This window comes from Quadrisphaera sp. KR29, assembly GCF_052644995.1.
Genome location: NZ_JBQXXG010000017.1, coordinates 33,704 through 52,706, shown reverse-complemented (window position 1 = coordinate 52,706; position 19,003 = coordinate 33,704). Strand labels below are relative to the sequence as shown.

The following is a 19,003-nucleotide window of genomic DNA, read 5'->3' as shown; positions in this document are numbered from 1 at the left end:
ATGCTCAACCGCTACGCCCGGGCCTGGCTGGCGCGCGTCCTGACGCCGCTGGCCGCCTTCCTGCTGCGCCGCGGCGTCAGCCCCGACGCCGTCACGGTGGTCGGCACGCTCGGGGTGGTGCTCAGCGCGCTGGTGGCCTACCCGCAGGGCCAGCTGTTCTGGGGCACGATCGCCATCACCTGCTTCGTCTTCTCCGACGCCGTCGACGGCACGATGGCGCGGATGTCGGGGCGCACCAGCGCCTGGGGCGGCTTCCTCGACTCCACCCTGGACAGGTTCGGCGACGCCGCCGTCTTCGGCGGCCTGGTGCTCTACGCCACCGGCGCCGGCGCCGGCACCACCTGGGCGCGCGGGCTGGCCGTGCTCGCGCTGGCCAACCTCGCCCTCGGCTTCGTGGTCTCCTACGCCCGGGCCCGCGCCGAGGCCGCCGGCGCGCGCGCCGACGTCGGCGTCGCCGAGCGCAGCGAGCGCCTGGTGGTCACGCTCGTCGTCACCGCCCTGGTCGGGCTCGGCCTGCCGCACGCGGTGCTCGTCGTGGTGCTGGGGCTGCTCGCGGTGGCCAGCGGCGTGACCGTCGGGCAGCGCCTGGCCCTGGTCCGCCGCCAGCTGCTGCTGGGTGACGAGCCGGCCCGTGCCCGCTCCTGACCCCTCGGCCCTGGGGTACCGGGCGGCCTTCGCCGTCGTCCCGCGGCTGCCCGAGGGGCTCGTGCGCGCCGCGGCCTCGCTGGGCGCCGACCTCACCGCCCGCCGCCGCGGGGCGGGCGTGCGCCGCCTGGAGGGCAACCTCGCCCGGGCCACCGGCGCCTCCGGCCCCGCCCTGCGCCGGCTGGTGGCCGAGGCGATGCGCTCCTACGCCCGCTACTGGGCCGACGCCTTCCGCCTGCACACCTGGACCCCGCGGCAGCTGCGCGAGCGCACCCGCGTGGAGGGCCCGGGCCTGGCCGAGCTGGTCGCCTCGCTGGAGGCCGGCCGGGGGGCCGTGGCCTTCCTCGGGCACAGCGGCTCCTGGGACCAGGTCGGCGCCTGGGCCGCGAGCACCTGGAGCTCCCCGGTGGTCACCGTCGCCGAGCGCCTGGAGCCCGCCGAGGTCTTCGAGGCCTTCGTGGCCCTGCGCGAGCGGCTCGGCCTGAGCGTGCTGGCCGTGGAGCGCGGCGGTGGCGGCGCGAGCTTCGCCTCGCTGGTCCGCTCCCTGCGCGGCGGCGCCTTCGTGCCGCTGCTGGCCGACCGGGACCTGTCCGGCAGCGGGGTCCCGGTGCAGCTGCTCGGCCACCCCTCCCGGGCCGCCGCCGGCCCCGCGGCGCTGGCGCTGACCACCGGTGCGCCGCTGTTCCCCGTCTCGGTCCACTACGAGCCGGGCCCCGGGCGGCGCAGCCGCTGGCGCTCCTGGACCGCCGTCGCCGTCGTCCACCCGCGGGTGCCGGCGCCGCCCCCGGCCGCTGAGGGCCAGCGGCCCGACCGGCGCGCCCAGACCGCGGCCATGACGCAGGCGTGCGTGGACGTGCTCGGCGCCGCCGTCAGGGAGCACCCGGCCGACTGGCACGTGCTGCAGCGCGTCTTCACGGAGGCGGCGCCGTGAGGGTCGGGCTGGTCTGCCCCTACTCCTTCGACGTCCCCGGGGGCGTGCAGGCCCACGTCGCCGACCTCGCCGAGGTCCTGCTCGGCCACGGCCACGAGGTCTCCGTGCTCGCCCCGGTCTCCGCACCCGACCCGGCCGGCGGGCCCACCCCGGCGACGCCGCCGTGGCTGGTCTCCGCCGGCGGAGCCGTCCCGGTCTCCTACAACGGCTCGGTGGCCCGCGTGAGCTTCGGGCCCGTCGTCGGGCTGCGGGTGCGCCGCTGGCTGGCGGAGGGCCGCTTCGACGTCGTGCACCTGCACGAGCCCGTCACCCCGAGCATCGCCCTGATCGCCATGCTCACCGCCGAGGCGCCGCTGGTGGCCACCTTCCACACCGCCTCCCTGCGCTCGCGGGCCCTGCAGGCGGCGCTGCCGCTGGTGCGCCCCGGGCTGGAGAAGCTCTCCGCCCGCATCGCCGTCAGCGAGGACGCGCGCCGCCGCGTGGTTGAGCACCTGGGCGGCGACGCCGTGGTCGTGCCCAACGGCGTGCACGTGGACCGGTACGCCGCGGCGCCCGTGCGCGAGCGGTGGCGCGGGCGCCCGGGGGCGCCCGTGCTGGTGTTCCTGGGGCGCTTCGAGGAGCCCCGCAAGGGCTTCGGGGTGCTCGCCCGGGCGCTGCCGGGGCTGCGCGCGGCCCACCCCGGCCTGCGGGTGCTCGTGGCCGGGCGCGGCGACCCCCGCGCGGCCCGTGAGCTGGCGGGCGAGCACGCCGGGGCGCTGGAGCTGCTCGGACCGGTGTCCGAGGCCGACAAGGCCTCGCTGCTGGCCTCGGCGGACCTGTACGTGGCGCCCCAGACGGCGGGGGAGAGCTTCGGCATCGTGCTGGTGGAGGCCATGAGCGCCGGCACCCCCGTGCTGGCCAGCGCGCTGCCGGCCTTCCGCCGCGTGCTCGACGGCGGCGCCCTGGGCGAGCTCGTGCCGGTGGACGACCCCGAGGCCCTGGCCGCCGCGGCCTCGGCGCTGCTCGGCGACGCCGGGCGGCGCCGCGCCCTGGCGGCCGCGGCCTCGGCGGCCGTGCGCCGCTACGACTGGTCGGTCGTGGCCCACCGGGTGCTCACCGTGTACGAGACCGTGCTCAGCGGCGTCCCCGGCGCGACCGCCGCGCTGGGCGGGCCCGGCGACGACCCCGCCGCCGCCAGGCTCCTCTCCCAGTGGCGCGGAGCAGCCGCGGGTGAGGTGTCGCCGTGAGCGAGCAGGCGGTGCTCGTGCTGGCCGCGGTGCTCGCCGCCGTCGTCGTCCTGGGGGGCCTGGCCTGGTGGCTGACGGCGAGGGCGGCGCGCCTGGACCGCATGCACGTGCGGGTGGAGACCACGCGCGCCGCCCTGGACGCGGCGCTGCTGCGGCGGGCCGCCGCCGCGGAGGCGCTGGCCGCCAGCGGCGCGCTCGACCCGGCCAGCGCGCTGCTGCTGGCCTCGGCGGCCGCCGAGGCCACGGCCCCGCTGGAGGAGCTGGAGCGCGAGGTGGTGGAGTCCGACCTCACGCGCGCGCTGCGCGCCGTGCTGACCCCGGGGGCGGTGCAGGTGCTGCACGACCGGCGCGAGGCCGTGGTCGAGGAGCTGCTGGCCGACCTGGCCACCGCCTGCGAGCGGGTGGTGCTGGCGCGGCGCTTCGCCAACGACGCGGTGGTGGCCGCGCGGCGCACCCGCGGCCGGCGGGTGGAGCGGTGGGCGCACCTGGCCGGCCGGGCACCGCTGCCGCGCACCTTCGACGTCGACGACGAGCCGCCCGTCCTCGCGCCGCGCCGCCCGCCGGGACCTCCCCGGCAGGCCGGCCCGGCGCAGCGGCTGACAGGCTGACGCGCGTGGCAGAGCCCGCTGAGCCCGACGAGTGGGTGCTGGGCGCGGACGGCCTGTGGTTCCGCCGGGGCGCCCGGGTGCTGCTCGTCGACCCGGGCGGCGGCGCCGGCGAGGAGCCCCGGCTGCTGCTCGTGCGCGGCCACGACGCCGACCAGCCCGAGCGCTCCTGGTGGTTCACCGTGGGCGGGGGGATCGGCCCGGCGGAGGACCCGCGGGAGGCCGCAGCGCGCGAGCTGCGGGAGGAGACCGGGCTGGACGTGCCGGCCAGGGAGCTGGTGGGGCCCGTGGGCGAGCGCAGCGCCGTCTTCGACTTCCTGGCGCGCACCTGCCGCCAGGACGAGCTGTTCTACCTCGCCGTGGTGCCCGGCGCGCGGGCGCGCGGGGTCTCCACCAGCGGGTGGACCGCCCTGGAGGGCGACGTCCTGGACGAGCTGCGCTGGTGGGGCCTGCCGGAGCTCGCCGCCGCGCAGGCGGCCGGCGCCACCGTGTACCCCCGCGACCTGGTCGCCCTGGTGGGGGAGCTGCTGGGCGGCTGGGACGGTGCGCTGCGCCACATCGGTGACTGACCAGCGCCGCGCGGGCCGCTGCGCCGCAGGTCAGGGGCCGCTGGTGGCCGTCCGGGCGGGCGGGCGGCGGTGCGTCGCGCCCGACGCGCCGCCGTACCATGGGCCCATGTCCGAGTCCTCCTCCTCGACCCCCGTCAGCAGCGACGCGCCCCAGGTCGGCACCTCCCGCGTGAAGCGGGGCATGGCCGAGATGCTCAAGGGCGGTGTGATCATGGACGTCGTCACCGCCGAGCAGGCGCGCATCGCCGAGGACGCCGGCGCCGTGGCCGTCATGGCCCTGGAGCGGGTGCCCGCGGACATCCGCGCGCAGGGCGGCGTGGCGCGCATGAGCGACCCCGACCTCATCGACGCCATCCAGGCCGAGATCTCCATCCCCGTCATGGCCAAGGCCCGCATCGGCCACTTCGTCGAGGCACAGGTGCTGCAGAGCCTGGGCGTCGACTACGTCGACGAGTCCGAGGTGCTCACCCCCGCCGACTACACCCACCACATCGACAAGTGGCAGTTCACGGTGCCCTTCGTCTGCGGCGCCACCAACCTCGGCGAGGCCCTGCGGCGGATCACCGAGGGAGCGGCCATGATCCGCTCCAAGGGCGAGGCCGGCACCGGTGACGTCTCCAACGCCACCACGCACATGCGCACCATCCGCGCCGAGATCCTCCGGCTCACCTCGCTGAGCACGGACGAGCTCTACGTGGCCGCCAAGGAGCTGCAGGCCCCGTACGACCTCGTCGTCGAGGTCGCCCGGGCCGGGCGCCTGCCCGTGGTGCTCTTCACCGCCGGCGGGATCGCCACCCCGGCCGACGCCGCGATGATGATGCAGCTGGGCGCCGACGGCGTCTTCGTGGGCTCGGGCATCTTCAAGTCGGGCAACCCGCAGCAGCGCGCCGAGGCGATCGTGCAGGCCACCACCTTCCACGACGACCCGGACGTCATCGCCAAGGTCTCCCGCGGCCTCGGCGAGGCCATGGTGGGCCTCAACGTCGAGGCGATCCCCGAGCCGCACCGCCTGGCGCAGCGCGGCTGGTGACCTGAGGCTCCCCGCACCGGCTGCGGCGAGCGGCACGACGACGGCCGGCGTCCCCGCGAGGGGACGCCGGCCGTCGTCGTCCGGGCCGGTCCCGTCCTGCTGCGCGCCTGCGAGCGCGGGCGACCCGTCCGCGCCGGCGGGTGGCGCGCGCGCTGCGGGGTAGGGGACCGCCGTGCGCGCACGAGCAGCCGCAGTGGCCGCCTCCAGCCGGTGGACGGACGCCGACGGCGTGCGCGCGCCTGGCGGGGAGGCCCACGCCTGGGAGCCCGGCACCAACCAGACGGTCTGCGGCCTGGCCCTGTCCCGCTCGCAGCTGGAGCGCTTCCCGCACGTGTCCTGGGAGGACCTGCTGTCCGCGCGGACCGGTGAGCACGTCAAGCGGGTCTGCCCGCGCTGCCGGGCGGCGACGCGGCGGCGCGAGCCCCGCGAGGCCCGCCGGTGGAGCCCGCCCGGCCCCGACGCCAGGCAGGGCTCCTGATGTCCGCCGGCCGCTCGCTCAGCCCTCGAAGCCGGCGCTCACGGTGACGGTGCCGGGAGCCACCTCGGTGTAGCCGGCGTCGCGGACGTCCACCCGCCGCGACGGCGGCAGCACCGGCGCGCCGCGGACGACGGCGACGGCGAGGCCGGTCGCCACGTCCGGCTCCGCACCGGCCAGCCACGCAGCGACCGTGGCCCGGTCGAGGCGCTCGAGGGCGAGCTGCGCCGCGTGCCCGACCTGCGCGACCGCCTTGCCGGTGCTCATCGGCACCCCCCGGGGCCAGCCGGACGGTCAGCACCGGCCCGACCTCTCCGCGATCACGCTCGGGGGCGTCGGGGTCGGTGAGCTCCAGGCCGCCGACCTGCAGGTCCCGGAGCACCTTCGGGGCGGCGTCGCGCGGGTGCGGCGCGAAGGCCCGCACCCGCGCCACCCCCGGACCGGAGCCCGCGCGGGCCTCGACGTGCTCGAGCTCCGCCGTCCGCTCCCAGCGGGACCCGCGGGCGCGGCGCCCGATCTTGCGGATCCGCTGGCCGCGCCAGCGGGCCACCGCGTCGTGGAAGGCGCCCTCGGGCGCGGTGGTGCGCTCGTCGACCAGCAGGGCGACGACGGCGCGAGCGGCGGCCACGAGCACGTCGGTGTGCGCGGGCGGCGCGTCCCGCTCGACCCGGACCACCAGCGAGAGCGCCCACGGCTCCTCCTCCGGGGGGAGCCAGGCCGGCTCGCTCACGTGACGGTCGGCCGCTCGGAGCGCTCGGCCGCCTCGTGCTCCCCGGCGTCCAGCACCGCCCGCAGCGCGACGACGGCGGCCAGCACGTCGGCGTGGGTGAGGTACAGCGGGGCCACGCCCCAGCGCACGACGTCGGGCGCGCGGAAGTCGCCCTCGACGCCGCGGGCGTGCAGCGCCCGCGCCAGGCCCCAGGCCCTCGGGTGCCGCAGCGCCAGCGCGCTGCCGCGCCGGTCGGGCTCACGGGGGGTCACGACCTCGACCTCGGGCACGAGGGCGTCGAGCGCCTCCAGGGCGAAGCCGGTCAGCGACAGCGACCTGGCGCGCACCGCGCTGACGTCGACGCCGTCGAAGGCGGTCAGGGCCGCCTCCAGGGCGAGCAGGCTGATCACCTGCGGGGTCCCCGTCCGCGCGACGGCGACGTCGGCGGCGGGGGAGAAGTCCCCGGTCATCGCGAAGGGCCGCGCCGCCGAGTTCCAGCCCGGCACGGGGTTGGCGAAGCCGGCCTGCAGGCGGTGGGGCACGTAGACCCACGCCGGGGCGCCCGGGCCGCCGTTGAGGAACTTGTAGCTGCACCCGACGGCGTAGTCGACGTCGTGCTCGTCGAGGCCGGCGGGCACCACCCCGGCGGAGTGGCACAGGTCCCACAGCACCAGCGCGCCGGCGTCGTGGGCGGCGCGGGTCAGGCCGGGCAGGTCCCACAGCTCCCCGGTGCGGTAGTCGACCTGGCTGAGGGCGACCAGGGCGACCTCCTCGCCCCGCGCGGCGAGCACGGCCGGCACCTGCTGCGGCGGTGCCAGCACGACCTCCAGCCCCGCGAGGCGGGCGTCGGAGGCGAGCACGTAGAGGTCGGTGGGGAAGGAGCCCGGGTCGGCGACGACGACCCGCCGGCCCCCGCTCCGGTCACCGCCGTCGGGGCCGCCGCGCCGCCGCGCCTCGGCGGCCGCGGCCAGGTGGACCTTGTGCAGCTGCACGCTGGTGCAGTCACCGACCACCACCTGGCCGGGGGCCGCCCCCAGGAGCGCGCCGATGCGGTCACCCACGCGCTGCGGAGCGGTCCACCAACCCTCGGTGTTCCAGGCGCCCACCCGCGAGCGCCCCCACTGGCGCTGCACGGCGTCGGCGACGGCGGGGGCCACCGCGCGGGGCAGCGCCCCCAGGCTGTTGCCGACGAGGTAGACCGAGCCGTCGTCCGGCAGGTCGAACCTGCCGCGCAGGTCGCCCAGGGCGTCGGCGGCCTCGAGCTCGGCGGCGCGGCGGGCGAGGTCGGCCGGCGGAGCGGGGCGGGCCCGCGCCGTGGTCGGGGCGGCTGCAGCGGTCACCGCCCCATCCTGCCGGGCTGGGACCATGGAGGGGTGAGCACCGCCCCCGCCGCCCCCGACCAGGGGAGCGCCCGCCCCGCCGCCCCGAGCACCTCCTCCGCCACCGCGCCGGCGGGTGGCACGGCCGCGGGGGACCAGCCGCTGGTCGGGGTGCTGGCGCTGCAGGGAGACGTGCGCGAGCACGCCAGGGCGCTGGAGGCCGTCGGGGCGCGGGCCGTGCCGGTGCGGCGGCCCAGCGAGCTGCGCGCCGTCGACGCGCTGGTGCTGCCTGGCGGGGAGTCGACCACCATCGACAAGCTGGCGCGCCGCTTCGAGCTGCACGACCTGCTGCGCGAGCGCATCGCCGCCGGGATGCCCGCCTACGGCTCGTGCGCGGGGCTGATCATGCTGGCCGACCGCCTGGTCGACGGCATCGAGGGCCAGCAGACCTTCGGCGGGCTGGACGTGCTGGTCCGGCGCAACGCGTTCGGGCGGCAGGTGGAGTCCTTCGAGGAGGACCTCGACGTCACCGGGGTCGAGGGCGGCCCGGTGCGCGCGGCCTTCATCCGCGCTCCCTGGGTGGAGCAGGTGGGGCCCGGCGTGGAGGTGCTGGCGCGCACCCGCACCGCCGGGACGGGCGACAGGGTGGTCGCCGTGAGGTCCGGGCGCCTGCTCGCGACCTCCTTCCACCCCGAGATCACCGGTGACCACCGCGTGCACGCCCTGTTCGTGCGGATGGTCCAGGAGGCCGCTCGGCAGTGAGCGCGGGTGCGGGCGCTCGGTAGGATGGGCGGCTGACCTGACCTGACCAGCGAGCCCCGAGGAGGTGTGCGATGTCGGGCCACTCCAAGTGGGCGACCACCAAGCACCAGAAGGCCGTCAAGGACGCCAAGCGCAGCTCGGCCTTCGCCAAGCTCATCAAGAACATCGAGGTCGCGGCCCGCACCGGCGGCGGCGACCCGGCCGGCAACCCGACGCTCTACGACGCCATCCAGAAGGCGAAGAAGAACTCGGTGCCCAACGACAACATCGACAGGGCGGTCAAGCGCGGTTCCGGCCAGGAGACCGGCGGGGCCGACTACCAGACGATCATGTACGAGGGGTACGCCGCCCACGGCGTGGCCGTGCTGGTCGAGTGCCTGACGGACAACCGCAACCGCGCGGCCTCCGACGTGCGCGTGGCGTTCACCCGCAACGGCGGCACCATGGCCGACCCGGGCAGCGTGGCCTACCTGTTCTCCCGCAAGGGCGTCGTGGAGGTCCCCGCCGAGGGCCACGACGAGGACGAGGTGCTCGGCGCCGTCCTGGACGCCGGCGCCGAGGAGGTCAACCGCGTGGGCGACTCCTTCGAGGTGGTCTCCGAAGCGACCGACCTCGTGGCCGTGCGCACCGCGCTGCAGGAGGCCGGCATCGAGTACGACTCCGCAGAGGCGCAGTTCGTGCCCTCGATGCAGGTGCCGCTCGACGGCGACCAGGCCCGCTCGGTGCTCAAGCTCATCGACGCGCTCGACGACCTCGACGACGTGCAGAACGTCTACGCCAACCTCGACGTGCCGGACGGCGTCCTCGAGGACGCCTGAGGCGTCACCGCGTCTTCGCGGGGACCTTCCACTCCTTCGGCTGGGCCCGTGCCGCTGCGGCGGCGCGGGCCCACGCCGTCTGCGCGGCCGTCGGGGCCCCGGCCGAGCCGGCCACGGAGGCCAGCGGGTCGGCGTGGTAGGCGGTGTCCTGGCCGGCGGCCAGGGCCGTCGGGCCCCCGCGCCACAGGTGGCAGACCGCCAGCGCCAGCCCGTCCGCGGCGTCGGCCGGCCTGGGGGCCTGCGCGAGCCCGAGGATCCGCGTGACCATCAGCGTGACCTGCGCCTTGTCGGCGCGGCCGTTGCCCGTGACGGCGGCCTTGACCTCGCTCGGCGTGTGGGTGGCCACCGGGAGGCCGTGCTGGGCCGCCAGCATCATGGCGATGCCGCTGGCCTGCGCCGTCCCCATGATCGTCGAGACGTCGTTGCGGGCGAAGACCCGCTCCACGGCCACCGCGTCCGGCAGGCACTCCCGCAGGACGGCGGTCAGCCCGTCCGCGACCTGCAGCAGCCGCTGCGCCAGCGGCAGCTCGGGCTCGGTGCGCACCACGCCCACGGCCACCAGCTTCGCGCGGCGCCCGGGCAGCCCGTCGACCACGCCCCACCCGCAGCGGGTGAGGCCCGGGTCGACCCCCATGACGCGCACGCGACCAGCCTCGCACGCCGCACGCCCGTCCGGGTGACGGTCGATGACGCCGTGTCACGGACCGTGGGGTGCGCTCACGACGCGCCCGCGGCCGGGCCGGCCGCGACCGGTGGGTCCCGGAGCCCTGTCGGTGGTGCGTGCGAGGCTGCACCGGTGACGTCCTCGGTGGCCCAGTCGTGATCGCGTCGGTGCGCGGCACGGTGCTGTCCCTGCGCCTGGACGGCGTGGTCGTGGAGGTCGGGGGGGTCGGCATGCTCGTGCACACCACCCCCCGCACCCTCGCCGACCTGCGCCGCGGCGCGGAGGCCCTGCTGCACACCAGCCTCGTCGTCCGGGAGGACTCCCTGACGCTGTTCGGCTTCGCCGAGGCCGACGAGCGGGAGGTCTTCGAGGTCCTGCAGTCGGTGACCGGCGTGGGGCCCCGCCTGGCGCTGGCCGTGCTGGCCGTGCACTCCCCGGAGGAGCTGCGCGTCGCCGTGGCGGCGGAGGACCTCGTGGCCCTCAAGCGCGTGCCCGGCATCGGGCAGAAGGGCGCGCAGCGGATGGTGCTCGACCTGGCCGACCGCATCGGCGCGCCCAGCGGCGAGGTGCCCGCTCCGCGCCCCGGCCGCGGCGCGGCCGCCGCCCCGGCCCCGGCAGCCGCCAGGCCGGCGCCCTCCCCGGTGGTCGAGGCCCTGGTCGGCTTCGGCTTCAGCGCCAAGCAGGCCGAGGACGCGGTCGCCGCCGTGACCGCCCCCGCGGCCGACGGCCCGGGCGCCGGGGGAGGCGCCGAGGACGCCGGTGACCTGGCCGGCACGCTGCGCGCGGCGCTGCGCCACCTGGGGCGGCACTGATGGCCGACGCCTCGCGCGAGCTGTCGGGCCAGGGACCCGCCCCCGACGAGGGGGCCCTCGGCGTCCGCCTGGTCGAGCCGGGCGCGGACGAGACCGAGCGCGCGGCCGAGAGCGCCCTGCGCCCCAAGCGCCTGCAGGACTTCGTGGGGCAGCAGGTGGTGCGCGACCAGCTCTCGATCGTGCTCGAGTCAGCCCGCGCCCGCGGTCGCGCGCCCGACCACGTCCTGCTGTCCGGGCCCCCCGGGCTCGGCAAGACCACCCTGTCCATGATCATCGCGGCGGAGCTGGGCACCAACCTGCGCATCACCTCGGGCCCCGCCATCCAGCACGCCGGTGACCTCGCCGCGGTGCTCACCTCCCTGGAGGAGGGCGACGTCCTCTTCGTCGACGAGGTGCACCGCATCGCCCGCCCCGCCGAGGAGCTGCTGTACGTGGCCATGGAGGACTTCCGCGTCGACGTCGTCGTCGGCAAGGGCCCGGGCGCGACGGCCATCCCGCTCGACCTGCCCCCCTTCACCCTGGTCGGCGCCACCACCCGGGCCGGGCTGCTGCCGGCGCCGCTGCGCGACAGGTTCGGCTTCACCGCCCACCTCGACTTCTACTCCGCTGCCGAGCTGCAGCGGGTGCTGCACCGCTCCGCCTCCCTCCTCGGGGTGGCGCTGACCAGCGAGGGGGCTGCCGAGGTCGCGCGGCGCTCGCGCGGCACGCCGCGCATCGCCAACCGGCTGCTGCGCCGGGTGCGCGACTGGTCGCTGGTGAGGGGCAGCGGGGCCAGCGGTGGCACCGCCGTGGTCGACGAGGCGTCGGCGCGCGCCGCGCTGGAGGTCTACGAGGTCGACCCGCTCGGCCTGGACCGCATCGACAGGGCCGTGCTGCGCGCGCTGTGCCGCACCTTCGGCGGCGGCCCCGTCGGGCTGTCCACGCTGGCCGTCTCCGTGGGTGAGGAGGCCGAGACGGTCGAGACCGTGGTCGAGCCCTTCCTCGTGCGCGAGGGCATGATCGGGCGCACGCCGCGGGGGCGCGTGGCCACCGACGCCGCGTGGCGCCACCTGGGCCTGGAGCCGCCCGTGGCCCGCCCGGGCGGGCTGCCCGGTCAGCTGGAGTTGGGCGAGCCGGGCAGCGGCCGCTCGCCGGAGCACTCTGGCCGAACGCCGGATGGGCCCAGCGACGGCAGGTAGGGTCGCTGCCGATGGACGCCGTGATCCTGCTCATCCCGATCGCCCTGCTGCTCTGGCTCGTCCTGCGCGGACGCAAGCAGCAGCGGGCGGTCTCCGACCTGCAGGCCTCCCTGGCCGTCGGCCAGCGCGTCATGACGGCCTCGGGCCTGTACGGCACGGTCGTCGAGGTCGGTGACACCACCGTCGACCTCGAGCCGGCGCCCGGCGTGAGGATGACGTGGGCCCGCGCGGCGGTCGCCCGCGTCGTCGAGCCCACGACCGCCGTCGCCGGCGACGGCGCCACCGGTGGCGCGGGGACCCTCAGCACCACGAGCACCTCGTCGACCACCACCTCGACCACCGAGCCCTCGGCGCTGCCGCCGGCCGACGGTGGCACCGCCCCCGGCGCCGCGGGCACCTCCGCCGAGGCGCCGGAGCGCCGCGACCGCTGATCCCGCGCGGCGCCCGCGCCGCCCACCGCCGACCCCCGGGCCGGCCTCCGTCCGGAAGAGACCCCGTTGGCACGCTCCCGCTCCTCCACGTCCCGCGCCCGGCGCTCCCTGCTCTGGCTGACGACCGTGGTCGTCGTCCTCGTCGCCGGCCTCGCGTCGGCGGTGCAGTTCAGCAACGCCACCTGGACGCCCAAGCTGGCCCTCGACCTGGCCGGCGGCACGCAGATCATCCTGACCCCGCAGCTGCGGGGCGGTGAGAGCGCCGACGAGATCACGCCGCAGACCATCGCCGACGCGATCACGATCATCCGCCAGCGCGTCGACTCCTCGGGCCTCACCGAGGCCGAGATCACCAGCAGCGGCGGCAACAACATCGTCGTCAGCCTCCCCGGCGACCCCGCCGAGCAGGCCGGTGCCGTCGAGCTGGTCTCCCAGTCGGCGCAGATGCGCTTCCGCCCCGTGCTCTTCGTGCAGGCCGCCGGCGCCGCCGCCCCCGCACCCACGGACGGGGCGACGCCCGGTGCGACCGACGCGGCCCCCACCGACGCGGCTCCGACCGACGGGGCGACCCCCGGTGCGACCGACGCGGCCCCCACCGATGGAGCAGACCCGGCGGCCAGCCCGGCCGCCCCCGCCGCCACGGAGTCCGTGACCGGCGCACCCGCCACCGACGGCACGCAGGGCAGCCGCCTGCCCGGCGCGCTGCTGTCCGGTGCCGCACCGGCTCCCACCGACCCGGCTGCTGCCGCGACCGACCCGGCTGCTGCCGCGACCGACCCGGCTGCTGCCGCCACGCCGGCGCCCAGCCCGACCAGCCCCAGCGACCTCGCGCAGATCACCCCGGAGCTGTACGCGCAGTTCCAGGCGCTCGACTGCTCCAACCCCGTGGCGGTGGGCCAGCAGCTCGACGACGTCGCCGACGGCCCGGTCGTCACCTGCGACACCGACGGCGCTGCCAAGTACATCCTCGGCCCGGTCGAGGTCGAGGGCACCGACATCGACGACGCGACGGCGGGGCTGCGCACCACCAGCACCGGCGCCACGACCAACGAGTGGGTGGTCAACCTCAGCTTCGACAGCCGCGGCGCTGAGGCCTTCGGCGCCACCACCACCCGGCTGTTCGGGCTGCAGAGCCCGCAGAACCAGTTCGCCATCGTGCTGGACGGCACCGTGGTCTCCGCCCCGGCCGTCAACAGCCCCATCACCGACGGCAACGCCGAGATCAGCGGCTCCTTCACGCAGGACTCGGCCACCACGCTGGCGAACCAGCTGAAGTTCGGCGCGCTGCCGATCTCCTTCGAGACGCAGAGCGTCGACAGGATCTCCGCGGTGCTGGGCTCCGAGCAGCTCGAGCGCGGCCTGCTCGCCGGCGCCATCGGCCTGGTGCTCGTGGTGCTGTACTCCCTGGCGCAGTACCGGGCGCTCGGGCTGGTCACCGTGGCCAGCCTGGTGCTGGCCGCCGGCATCTCCTACCTGCTCACGGTGCTCCTGGGCTGGTACCAGGGCTACCGCCTGAGCCTGGCCGGCGTCGCCGGCTTCATCGTCTCGATCGGCATCACCGCCGACTCCTTCATCGTCTTCTTCGAGCGCGTCCGCGACGAGGTCCGCGAGGGCAGGTCGCTGACCTCGGCGGTCGAGACGGGCTGGGCGCGGGCGCGCCGGACGATCATCATCTCCGACGTCGTGAACTTCCTGGCCGCGGCGGTGCTGTACGTCCTGGCCGTCGGCGGTGTGAAGGGCTTCGCCTTCATCCTGGGCCTGACGACCGTCATCGACCTGCTCGTCGTGGTGCTCTTCACGCACCCGGTGCTGGTGCTGCTCGCCCGCCGCCGGTTCTTCGCCACCGGCCACCGCCTGTCCGGCTTCGACGCCGAGCGGCTCGGGCGCGCGCCCGCCTACGCCGGCCGCGGACGGGTGCGCACCCCCGTCGAGAGGACGCCGCGCTCCCAGCGCTCCCGGGGCAGCGCCCCCGAGGAGCAGGCGGCGGGCAGCGGCCTGGACGCACCCGAGGAGCAGGGCGCGCAGCGCCGCGAGCCGGTGACCTCCGGCTCCGGCGGCCGGGCGACCATCGCCGAGCGGCGCGCCGCCGAGGCCGCCCGCCGCCGCAGCGCCGGTGACGACAGCGGCGGGCCTGGCGGCCCAGGCGCCTCCGGCACCACGACCGAGGAGCGCTGACATGCCGTCCTTCTCCCGTCTCGGCAACGACCTGTACTCCGGCAGGCGCGGCATCGACGTCATGCGCACCCGCCGCACCTGGTACCTGGTCGCCCTCCTCGTCGTCGGCGTGTCCGTGGTGCTGCTGCTCACGCGCGGCTTGAACGCGGGCATCGAGTTCCGCGGCGGGTCGGAGTTCCGCATCTCCGACGTGGCCACCACCGAGCAGGCCCCGGCCGAGGCCGCGGTGCGCTCCGTGGTGCCCACCGGCGAGCCGCCGCGCATCTCCACCGTCGGCGACGACGCCGTGCGCGTGCAGACCGAGCAGCTCACCGAGCAGCAGACCGACGCCGTCGCCGACGCCCTGGCGCAGGGCTACGGCGTGTCGCGCGCCAACGTGACCGACTCCTTCGTGGGCCCCAGCTGGGGCCGCGACGTCACGACCAACGCCCTCACCGGCCTGGGGATCTTCATCGTGCTCGTCACGGTGGTCCTGGCGCTGTACTTCCGCACCTGGAAGATGTCCGTGGCGGCGCTGGTGGCGCTCGTCCACGACGTGGTCATCACCGCGGGGGTCTACTCCCTGTCGGGCTTCGAGGTCACCCCGGCGACGGTCATCGGCTTCCTGACCATCCTCGGGTACTCCCTCTACGACACCGTGGTGGTGTTCGACAAGCTCCGGGAGAACACCGAGCACGTGCTCTCGAGCAGCTCGAGGACCTTCGCCGAGGCCGCCAACCTCGCGGTCAACCAGACGCTCGTGCGTTCGATCAACACCTCCGTGGTGGCGCTGCTGCCGGTGGCCTCCATCCTCTTCATCGGAGCCCTGCTGCTCGGGGCGGGCACGCTGCGCGACATCTCCCTGGCGCTGTTCGTCGGCATCCTGGCCGGCACCTACTCCTCGGTGTTCCTCGCGCCGCCGCTGTACGTGCAGCTGCGCGAGCGCGAGCCCGACATCGCCCGCCAGCGCGAGCGGGTGCTGGCCCGCCGCAGCGGCGCCGCCGTGCCCACCACGGGCTCCACCCCTGCGGTGGCCGCGGGAGCGGCGGCGACGTCGGCCGAGGGCGGTGGCGGGGGCACGAGCACCGCGGTGCTCGAGCGCCCGTCCGGCGCCCGGGCCGCCCGCGGCCCGTCCGGGGGGCAGCGCAGCCAGCCGCGCCGCCCCGGTGGCCGCCGCCGGTGAGACCGTCGAGGAGCAGCCGATGAGCACCGAGCACCGCGCCACCCACCGGGCCGCGGCACCCGACGACGGCGCAGCCGGTCTGCTGCCGCTGCTGCGCGCGGTGCCGGACCACCCGGCGCCCGGCATCACCTTCTGGGACATCACGCCCCTGCTCGCCGACGCCGCCGCGCTGGCGCGGGCCACCGGGGCCCTGGCGGAGGCGGCGCGGGCGCTGCCGGGCGGCCGGGTCGACCTCGTCGCCGGGGTCGAGGCACGGGGGTTCGTGCTCGGTGCGCCGCTCGCCCTGGCGCTGGGCGCGGGCTTCGTCCCGCTGCGCAAGGCCGGCAAGCTGCCCTGGCGCACCGTCAGGCAGGACTACTCCCTGGAGTACGGGGAGGCGTCCATCGAGGCCCACGAGGACGCCGTCCCCGCGGGTGCGCGGGTGCTCGTCATCGACGACGTGCTGGCCACCGGCGGGACCGCCGCCGCCGCCTGCACGCTCGTCGGGCGTCTCGGCGGTGAGGTCGCGGGCGCGGTCTTCCTGCTGGAGATCGCCGCGCTCGACGGGCGCGCCGCGCTCGCCCGCGCGCTCGGCGGGGCGCCGGTCACCTCGGTGCTGCAGACGCCGTAGCTCGGGCCCCCGGCGTCCCCGCCGCGGCGCCGCCCCGGGCGTCGTGACCCGGCCACGTGAGGCCCGTCGTCGTCGCCCTCCTCACCCGCACCCGCAGCGGAAAGTGCGCCTCCCAGCCACTCCTCACCCGCACGTGCCGCGGAAAGTGCGCCTCCCAGCCACTCCTCACCCGCACTTGCCGCGGAAAGTGCGAGGGGAGGACGAACCGCAACGGGGCGCTCGGTTGCGGTCCAGGGCCCGCTCGAGCAGCAACCGGGCGCCCGGTTGCGGTTGAGGGGCCCCCTCGAACCGCAGTCGGGCGCCCGGTCGCGGTCCGTGGGGGGCGGGACTGAGACGGAGCCCGGGGGCGTTGCACCCCTCGCCGTAGACTCGGCGCACCCAGCGGGCCCGGGAGGTGTGGTGGACCAGACAGCGCAGTCGTCGTCAGCCGTGAGCGCAGGCGGCGCCGCCCCGGCCGCGGGCCCCGGCGGGGCCCCGACCACCGCGCCCCCGGCGGTCCCCGCCCCGGCCCCCGCCCCGCCGGCACCGTCACCGGGCGACGCCGAGGGCCCGCCCCCCGGCAACGGCATCCGCCGCCGCCTGGCCCGCCTGGGCACCCGGCAGCCGACCACCCCGGCGGCCCTGGAGCCGCTGCTCACGGCGGTGCGCGCCAACCACCCGCGCGCTGACACCGGGGTGCTCGAACGGGCCTACGCCGTGGCCGAGAAGGCCCACCGCGGCCAGCGCCGCAAGAGCGGCGACCCCTACATCACCCACCCCGTGGCCGTGGCGACCATCCTCGCCGAGCTGGGCATGACCCCTCCCACGCTCGCGGCGGCGCTCCTGCACGACACCGTCGAGGACACCGGCTACGCCCTGGCCGAGCTGCGCCGGGAGTTCGGCGACGAGGTCGCCGACCTCGTCGACGGCGTCACCAAGCTCGACAAGGTCACCTACGGCGACGCCGCCCAGGCCGAGACCGTGCGCAAGATGGTCGTGGCGATGGCCAAGGACATCCGGGTGCTGGTCATCAAGCTGGCGGACCGGCTCCACAACGCCCGCACGTGGAAGTTCGTCCCGGCGGCCTCGGCGGAGAAGAAGGCCCGCGAGACCCTGGAGATCTACGCCCCGCTGGCCCACCGCCTGGGCATGAACACCATCAAGTGGGAGCTGGAGGACCTCTCCTTCGCCACCCTCTACCCGCGCATGCACGAGGAGGTCGTGCGCCTCGTCGCCGAGCGCACCCCCGCGCGCGAGGAGTACCTGGCCACGGTCCGCGAGCAGGTCAGCGCCGACCTGCGCGCCGCCAAGATCCGCGCCACGGTCTCCGGCCGGCCCAAGCACTACTACTCCGTCTACCAGAAGATGATCGTCAGGGGTCACGACTTCACGGACATCTACGACCTCGTCGGCCTGCGCGTGCTGGTCGACACGGTCCGCGACTGCTACGCCGTCCTCGGGGCTCTGCACGCCCGCTGGAACCCGGTGCCGGGCCGGTTCAAGGACTACATCGCCATGCCCAAGTTCAACATGTACCAGTCGCTGCACACGACGGTCGTGGGGCCCGAGGGCAAGGCCGTGGAGATCCAGATCCGCACGCACGACATGCACCGCCGCGCCGAGTACGGCGTGGCCGCGCACTGGAAGTACAAGGACGCCGCCGTCCGCGGGGTCGGCCCGACCGGCAAGGGCAACCTCGAGGACATGTCCTGGCTGCGCCAGCTGGTCGACTGGCAGTCCGAGACGGCCGACCCGGGGGAGTTCCTCGACAGCCTGCGCTTCGAGATCAACGCGCAGGAGGTCTTCGTCTTCACGCCCAAGGGCGAGGTCATGGGCCTGCCCGCGGGCTCCACGCCGGTCGACTTCGCCTACGCCGTCCACACCGAGGTCGGGCACCGCACCATGGGCGCGCGCGTCAACGGGCGCCTCGTGCCGCTGGAGAGCCAGCTCGACAACGGCGACGTCGTGGAGATCTTCACCTCCCGCGTGGAGGGCGCCGGGCCCAGCCGCGACTGGCTGACCTTCGTCAAGAGCCCCCGCGCCCGCAACAAGATCCGCGCCTGGTTCTCCAAGGAGCGCCGCGAGGAGGCCATCGAGCAGGGCAAGGACGCCATCGCCAAGGCGATGCGCAAGCAGCACCTGCCGATCCAGCGGCTCATGAGCCACGAGGCGATGGTCGGCCTGGCCAGCGAGATGCGCTACGCCGACGTCTCCGCCCTGTACGCCGCCGTGGGCGAGGGCCACGTCTCGGCCCAGTCCGTCGTGGAGAGGCTCGTCACCGCCCTGGGCGGGGAGGAGGGCGCCACCGAGGACCTGGCCGAGGTGACCACCCCCTCACCGGCCGTGCGCCGCCCGCGCACCGGTGACCCGGGCGTGGTGGTCAAGGGCGTCGACGACGTGTGGGTCAAGCTCGCCCGCTGCTGCACGCCCGTGCCCGGTGACCCGATCGTCGGCTTCGTGACCCGCGGCGCCGGCGTCTCGGTGCACCGGGAGGACTGCGGCAACGTGGTGGGCCTGCGCGCCGAGCCCGACCGGATCGTCGAGGTCGAGTGGGACGTCAGCTCCGCCAGCGTCTTCCTCGTCCAGATCCAGGTCGAGGCCCTGGACAGGTCCCGCCTGCTCTCGGACGTGACGCGGGTGCTCTCCGACAGCCACGTCAACATCCTCTCCGCGCAGGTCACCACCTCCCGCGACCGGGTGGCCGTCTCGAGGTTCACCTTCGAGATGGCCGACGCCACCCACCTCGGCCACGTGATCAACGCGGTGCGCAGGGTCGACGGCGTCTTCGACGCCTACCGCGTCACGGGCAGCCGGCAGGCCTGACGCCAGCGCCACCACCGCCTCCGCAGGGCGGCGCGCACCCGGCAGCCGCCGCAGCTGGCGGCGTCCGGCGCGCTGCCCGG

19 protein-coding genes are annotated in these 19,003 nt (G+C 76.4%); 16 read left to right on the top strand and 3 right to left on the bottom strand.

Annotated elements, in window-relative coordinates:
- From pgsA to ACUN9U_RS14870, 7 genes are all read left to right on the top strand, one after another.
- Nucleotides 1-645, top strand: a complete 645-nt coding sequence (gene pgsA / locus ACUN9U_RS14900) for a phosphatidylinositol phosphate synthase (RefSeq protein ID WP_445485794.1) — start codon at nucleotides 1-3, stop codon at nucleotides 643-645.
- On the top strand, nucleotides 632-1,576 hold the full coding sequence (locus ACUN9U_RS14895; RefSeq protein WP_445485793.1) for a phosphatidylinositol mannoside acyltransferase: 945 nt from the start codon (nucleotides 632-634) through the stop codon (nucleotides 1,574-1,576). Before pgsA ends, ACUN9U_RS14895 begins: the two co-directional genes overlap by 14 nt.
- Complete coding sequence (locus ACUN9U_RS14890) at nucleotides 1,573-2,802, top strand: glycosyltransferase family 4 protein (protein WP_445485792.1); 1,230 nt, start codon at nucleotides 1,573-1,575, stop codon at nucleotides 2,800-2,802. Before ACUN9U_RS14895 ends, ACUN9U_RS14890 begins: the two co-directional genes overlap by 4 nt.
- Nucleotides 2,799-3,410 (top strand): hypothetical protein, encoded by a 612-nt coding sequence (locus ACUN9U_RS14885; protein WP_445485791.1) that lies wholly within the window; start codon nucleotides 2,799-2,801, stop codon nucleotides 3,408-3,410. The genes ACUN9U_RS14890 and ACUN9U_RS14885 overlap by 4 nt, the downstream gene beginning before the upstream one ends.
- Before the next feature lie 5 nt (nucleotides 3,411-3,415).
- Nucleotides 3,416-3,976, top strand: coding sequence for an NUDIX hydrolase (locus tag ACUN9U_RS14880; protein WP_445485790.1), 561 nt, complete (start codon nucleotides 3,416-3,418; stop codon nucleotides 3,974-3,976).
- Nucleotides 3,977-4,082: 106 nt separating this feature from the next.
- Complete coding sequence (gene pdxS, locus ACUN9U_RS14875) at nucleotides 4,083-5,006, top strand: pyridoxal 5'-phosphate synthase lyase subunit PdxS (RefSeq protein ID WP_445485789.1); 924 nt, start codon at nucleotides 4,083-4,085, stop codon at nucleotides 5,004-5,006.
- Between the two features lie 172 nt (nucleotides 5,007-5,178).
- The gene (locus ACUN9U_RS14870; protein ID WP_445485788.1) at nucleotides 5,179-5,484 is read left to right on the top strand and encodes a hypothetical protein; all 306 of its coding nucleotides are present in this window, start codon (nucleotides 5,179-5,181) and stop codon (nucleotides 5,482-5,484) included.
- Nucleotides 5,485-5,502: 18 nt separating this feature from the next.
- Here the strand turns inward: ACUN9U_RS14870 and ACUN9U_RS14865 are convergent, their stop codons facing one another.
- Both ACUN9U_RS14865 and kynU read right to left on the bottom strand, forming a co-directional pair.
- A complete protein-coding gene (locus ACUN9U_RS14865; RefSeq protein WP_445485787.1) occupies nucleotides 5,503-5,748 on the bottom strand; it encodes a hypothetical protein in 246 nt (81 codons plus the stop codon).
- Between the two features lie 459 nt (nucleotides 5,749-6,207).
- Complete coding sequence (gene kynU, locus ACUN9U_RS14860; RefSeq protein WP_445485786.1) at nucleotides 6,208-7,530, bottom strand: kynureninase; 1,323 nt, start codon at nucleotides 7,528-7,530, stop codon at nucleotides 6,208-6,210.
- A 141-nt stretch (nucleotides 7,531-7,671) separates the two neighbouring features.
- Here kynU and pdxT point away from each other — a divergent pair, with 141 nt between their 5' ends.
- Nucleotides 7,672-8,271, top strand: coding sequence for a pyridoxal 5'-phosphate synthase glutaminase subunit PdxT (gene pdxT, locus ACUN9U_RS14855; RefSeq protein ID WP_445485813.1), 600 nt, complete (start codon nucleotides 7,672-7,674; stop codon nucleotides 8,269-8,271).
- Nucleotides 8,272-8,342: 71 nt separating this feature from the next.
- On the top strand, nucleotides 8,343-9,089 hold the full coding sequence (locus tag ACUN9U_RS14850; protein WP_445485785.1) for a YebC/PmpR family DNA-binding transcriptional regulator: 747 nt from the start codon (nucleotides 8,343-8,345) through the stop codon (nucleotides 9,087-9,089).
- Between the two features lie 4 nt (nucleotides 9,090-9,093).
- Here the strand turns inward: ACUN9U_RS14850 and ruvC are convergent, their stop codons facing one another.
- Nucleotides 9,094-9,732: a crossover junction endodeoxyribonuclease RuvC gene (gene ruvC, locus ACUN9U_RS14845; RefSeq protein WP_445485784.1), complete on the bottom strand. Its 639-nt coding sequence runs from the start codon at nucleotides 9,730-9,732 to the stop codon at nucleotides 9,094-9,096.
- Nucleotides 9,733-9,908: 176 nt separating this feature from the next.
- Between ruvC and ruvA the strand changes: the two genes are divergently transcribed.
- The 7 genes from ruvA (at nucleotide 9,909) to ACUN9U_RS14810 (ending at nucleotide 18,923) form a co-directional block, all read left to right on the top strand.
- Nucleotides 9,909-10,565 carry a Holliday junction branch migration protein RuvA gene (ruvA, locus tag ACUN9U_RS14840; RefSeq protein ID WP_445485783.1) on the top strand — a complete coding sequence of 219 codons (657 nt, stop codon included), beginning with the start codon at nucleotides 9,909-9,911 and terminating at the stop codon, nucleotides 10,563-10,565.
- Nucleotides 10,565-11,743 (top strand): Holliday junction branch migration DNA helicase RuvB, encoded by a 1,179-nt coding sequence (ruvB, locus tag ACUN9U_RS14835; protein WP_445485782.1) that lies wholly within the window; start codon nucleotides 10,565-10,567, stop codon nucleotides 11,741-11,743. Before ruvA ends, ruvB begins: the two co-directional genes overlap by 1 nt.
- Nucleotides 11,744-11,754: 11 nt before the next feature.
- Nucleotides 11,755-12,174 carry a preprotein translocase subunit YajC gene (gene yajC, locus ACUN9U_RS14830; RefSeq protein WP_445485781.1) on the top strand — a complete coding sequence of 140 codons (420 nt, stop codon included), beginning with the start codon at nucleotides 11,755-11,757 and terminating at the stop codon, nucleotides 12,172-12,174.
- Between the two features lie 66 nt (nucleotides 12,175-12,240).
- Nucleotides 12,241-14,349: a protein translocase subunit SecD gene (gene secD / locus ACUN9U_RS14825; protein WP_445485780.1), complete on the top strand. Its 2,109-nt coding sequence runs from the start codon at nucleotides 12,241-12,243 to the stop codon at nucleotides 14,347-14,349.
- A 1-nt stretch (nucleotide 14,350) separates the two neighbouring features.
- Nucleotides 14,351-15,511 (top strand): protein translocase subunit SecF, encoded by a 1,161-nt coding sequence (gene secF / locus ACUN9U_RS14820; RefSeq protein ID WP_445485779.1) that lies wholly within the window; start codon nucleotides 14,351-14,353, stop codon nucleotides 15,509-15,511.
- A 19-nt stretch (nucleotides 15,512-15,530) separates the two neighbouring features.
- On the top strand, nucleotides 15,531-16,121 hold the full coding sequence (locus tag ACUN9U_RS14815; RefSeq protein WP_445485778.1) for an adenine phosphoribosyltransferase: 591 nt from the start codon (nucleotides 15,531-15,533) through the stop codon (nucleotides 16,119-16,121).
- A gap of 567 nt (nucleotides 16,122-16,688) precedes the next feature.
- On the top strand, nucleotides 16,689-18,923 hold the full coding sequence (locus ACUN9U_RS14810; RefSeq protein ID WP_445485812.1) for a RelA/SpoT family protein: 2,235 nt from the start codon (nucleotides 16,689-16,691) through the stop codon (nucleotides 18,921-18,923).
- Nucleotides 18,924-19,003 lie beyond the last annotated feature (80 nt).

Coding starts and splice junctions, on each gene's coding strand:
- ACUN9U_RS14815 (WP_445485778.1), top strand. CDS start 15,531: ATGAGCACCGAGCACCGCGCCACCCACCGGGCCGCGGCACCCGACGAC.
- secF (WP_445485779.1), top strand. CDS start 14,351: ATGCCGTCCTTCTCCCGTCTCGGCAACGACCTGTACTCCGGCAGGCGC.
- pgsA (WP_445485794.1), top strand. CDS start 1: ATGCTCAACCGCTACGCCCGGGCCTGGCTGGCGCGCGTCCTGACGCCG.
- pdxS (WP_445485789.1), top strand. CDS start 4,083: ATGTCCGAGTCCTCCTCCTCGACCCCCGTCAGCAGCGACGCGCCCCAG.
- ACUN9U_RS14865 (WP_445485787.1), bottom strand. CDS start 5,748: ATGAGCACCGGCAAGGCGGTCGCGCAGGTCGGGCACGCGGCGCAGCTC.
- yajC (WP_445485781.1), top strand. CDS start 11,755: ATGGACGCCGTGATCCTGCTCATCCCGATCGCCCTGCTGCTCTGGCTC.
- ACUN9U_RS14850 (WP_445485785.1), top strand. CDS start 8,343: ATGTCGGGCCACTCCAAGTGGGCGACCACCAAGCACCAGAAGGCCGTC.
- ruvB (WP_445485782.1), top strand. CDS start 10,565: ATGGCCGACGCCTCGCGCGAGCTGTCGGGCCAGGGACCCGCCCCCGAC.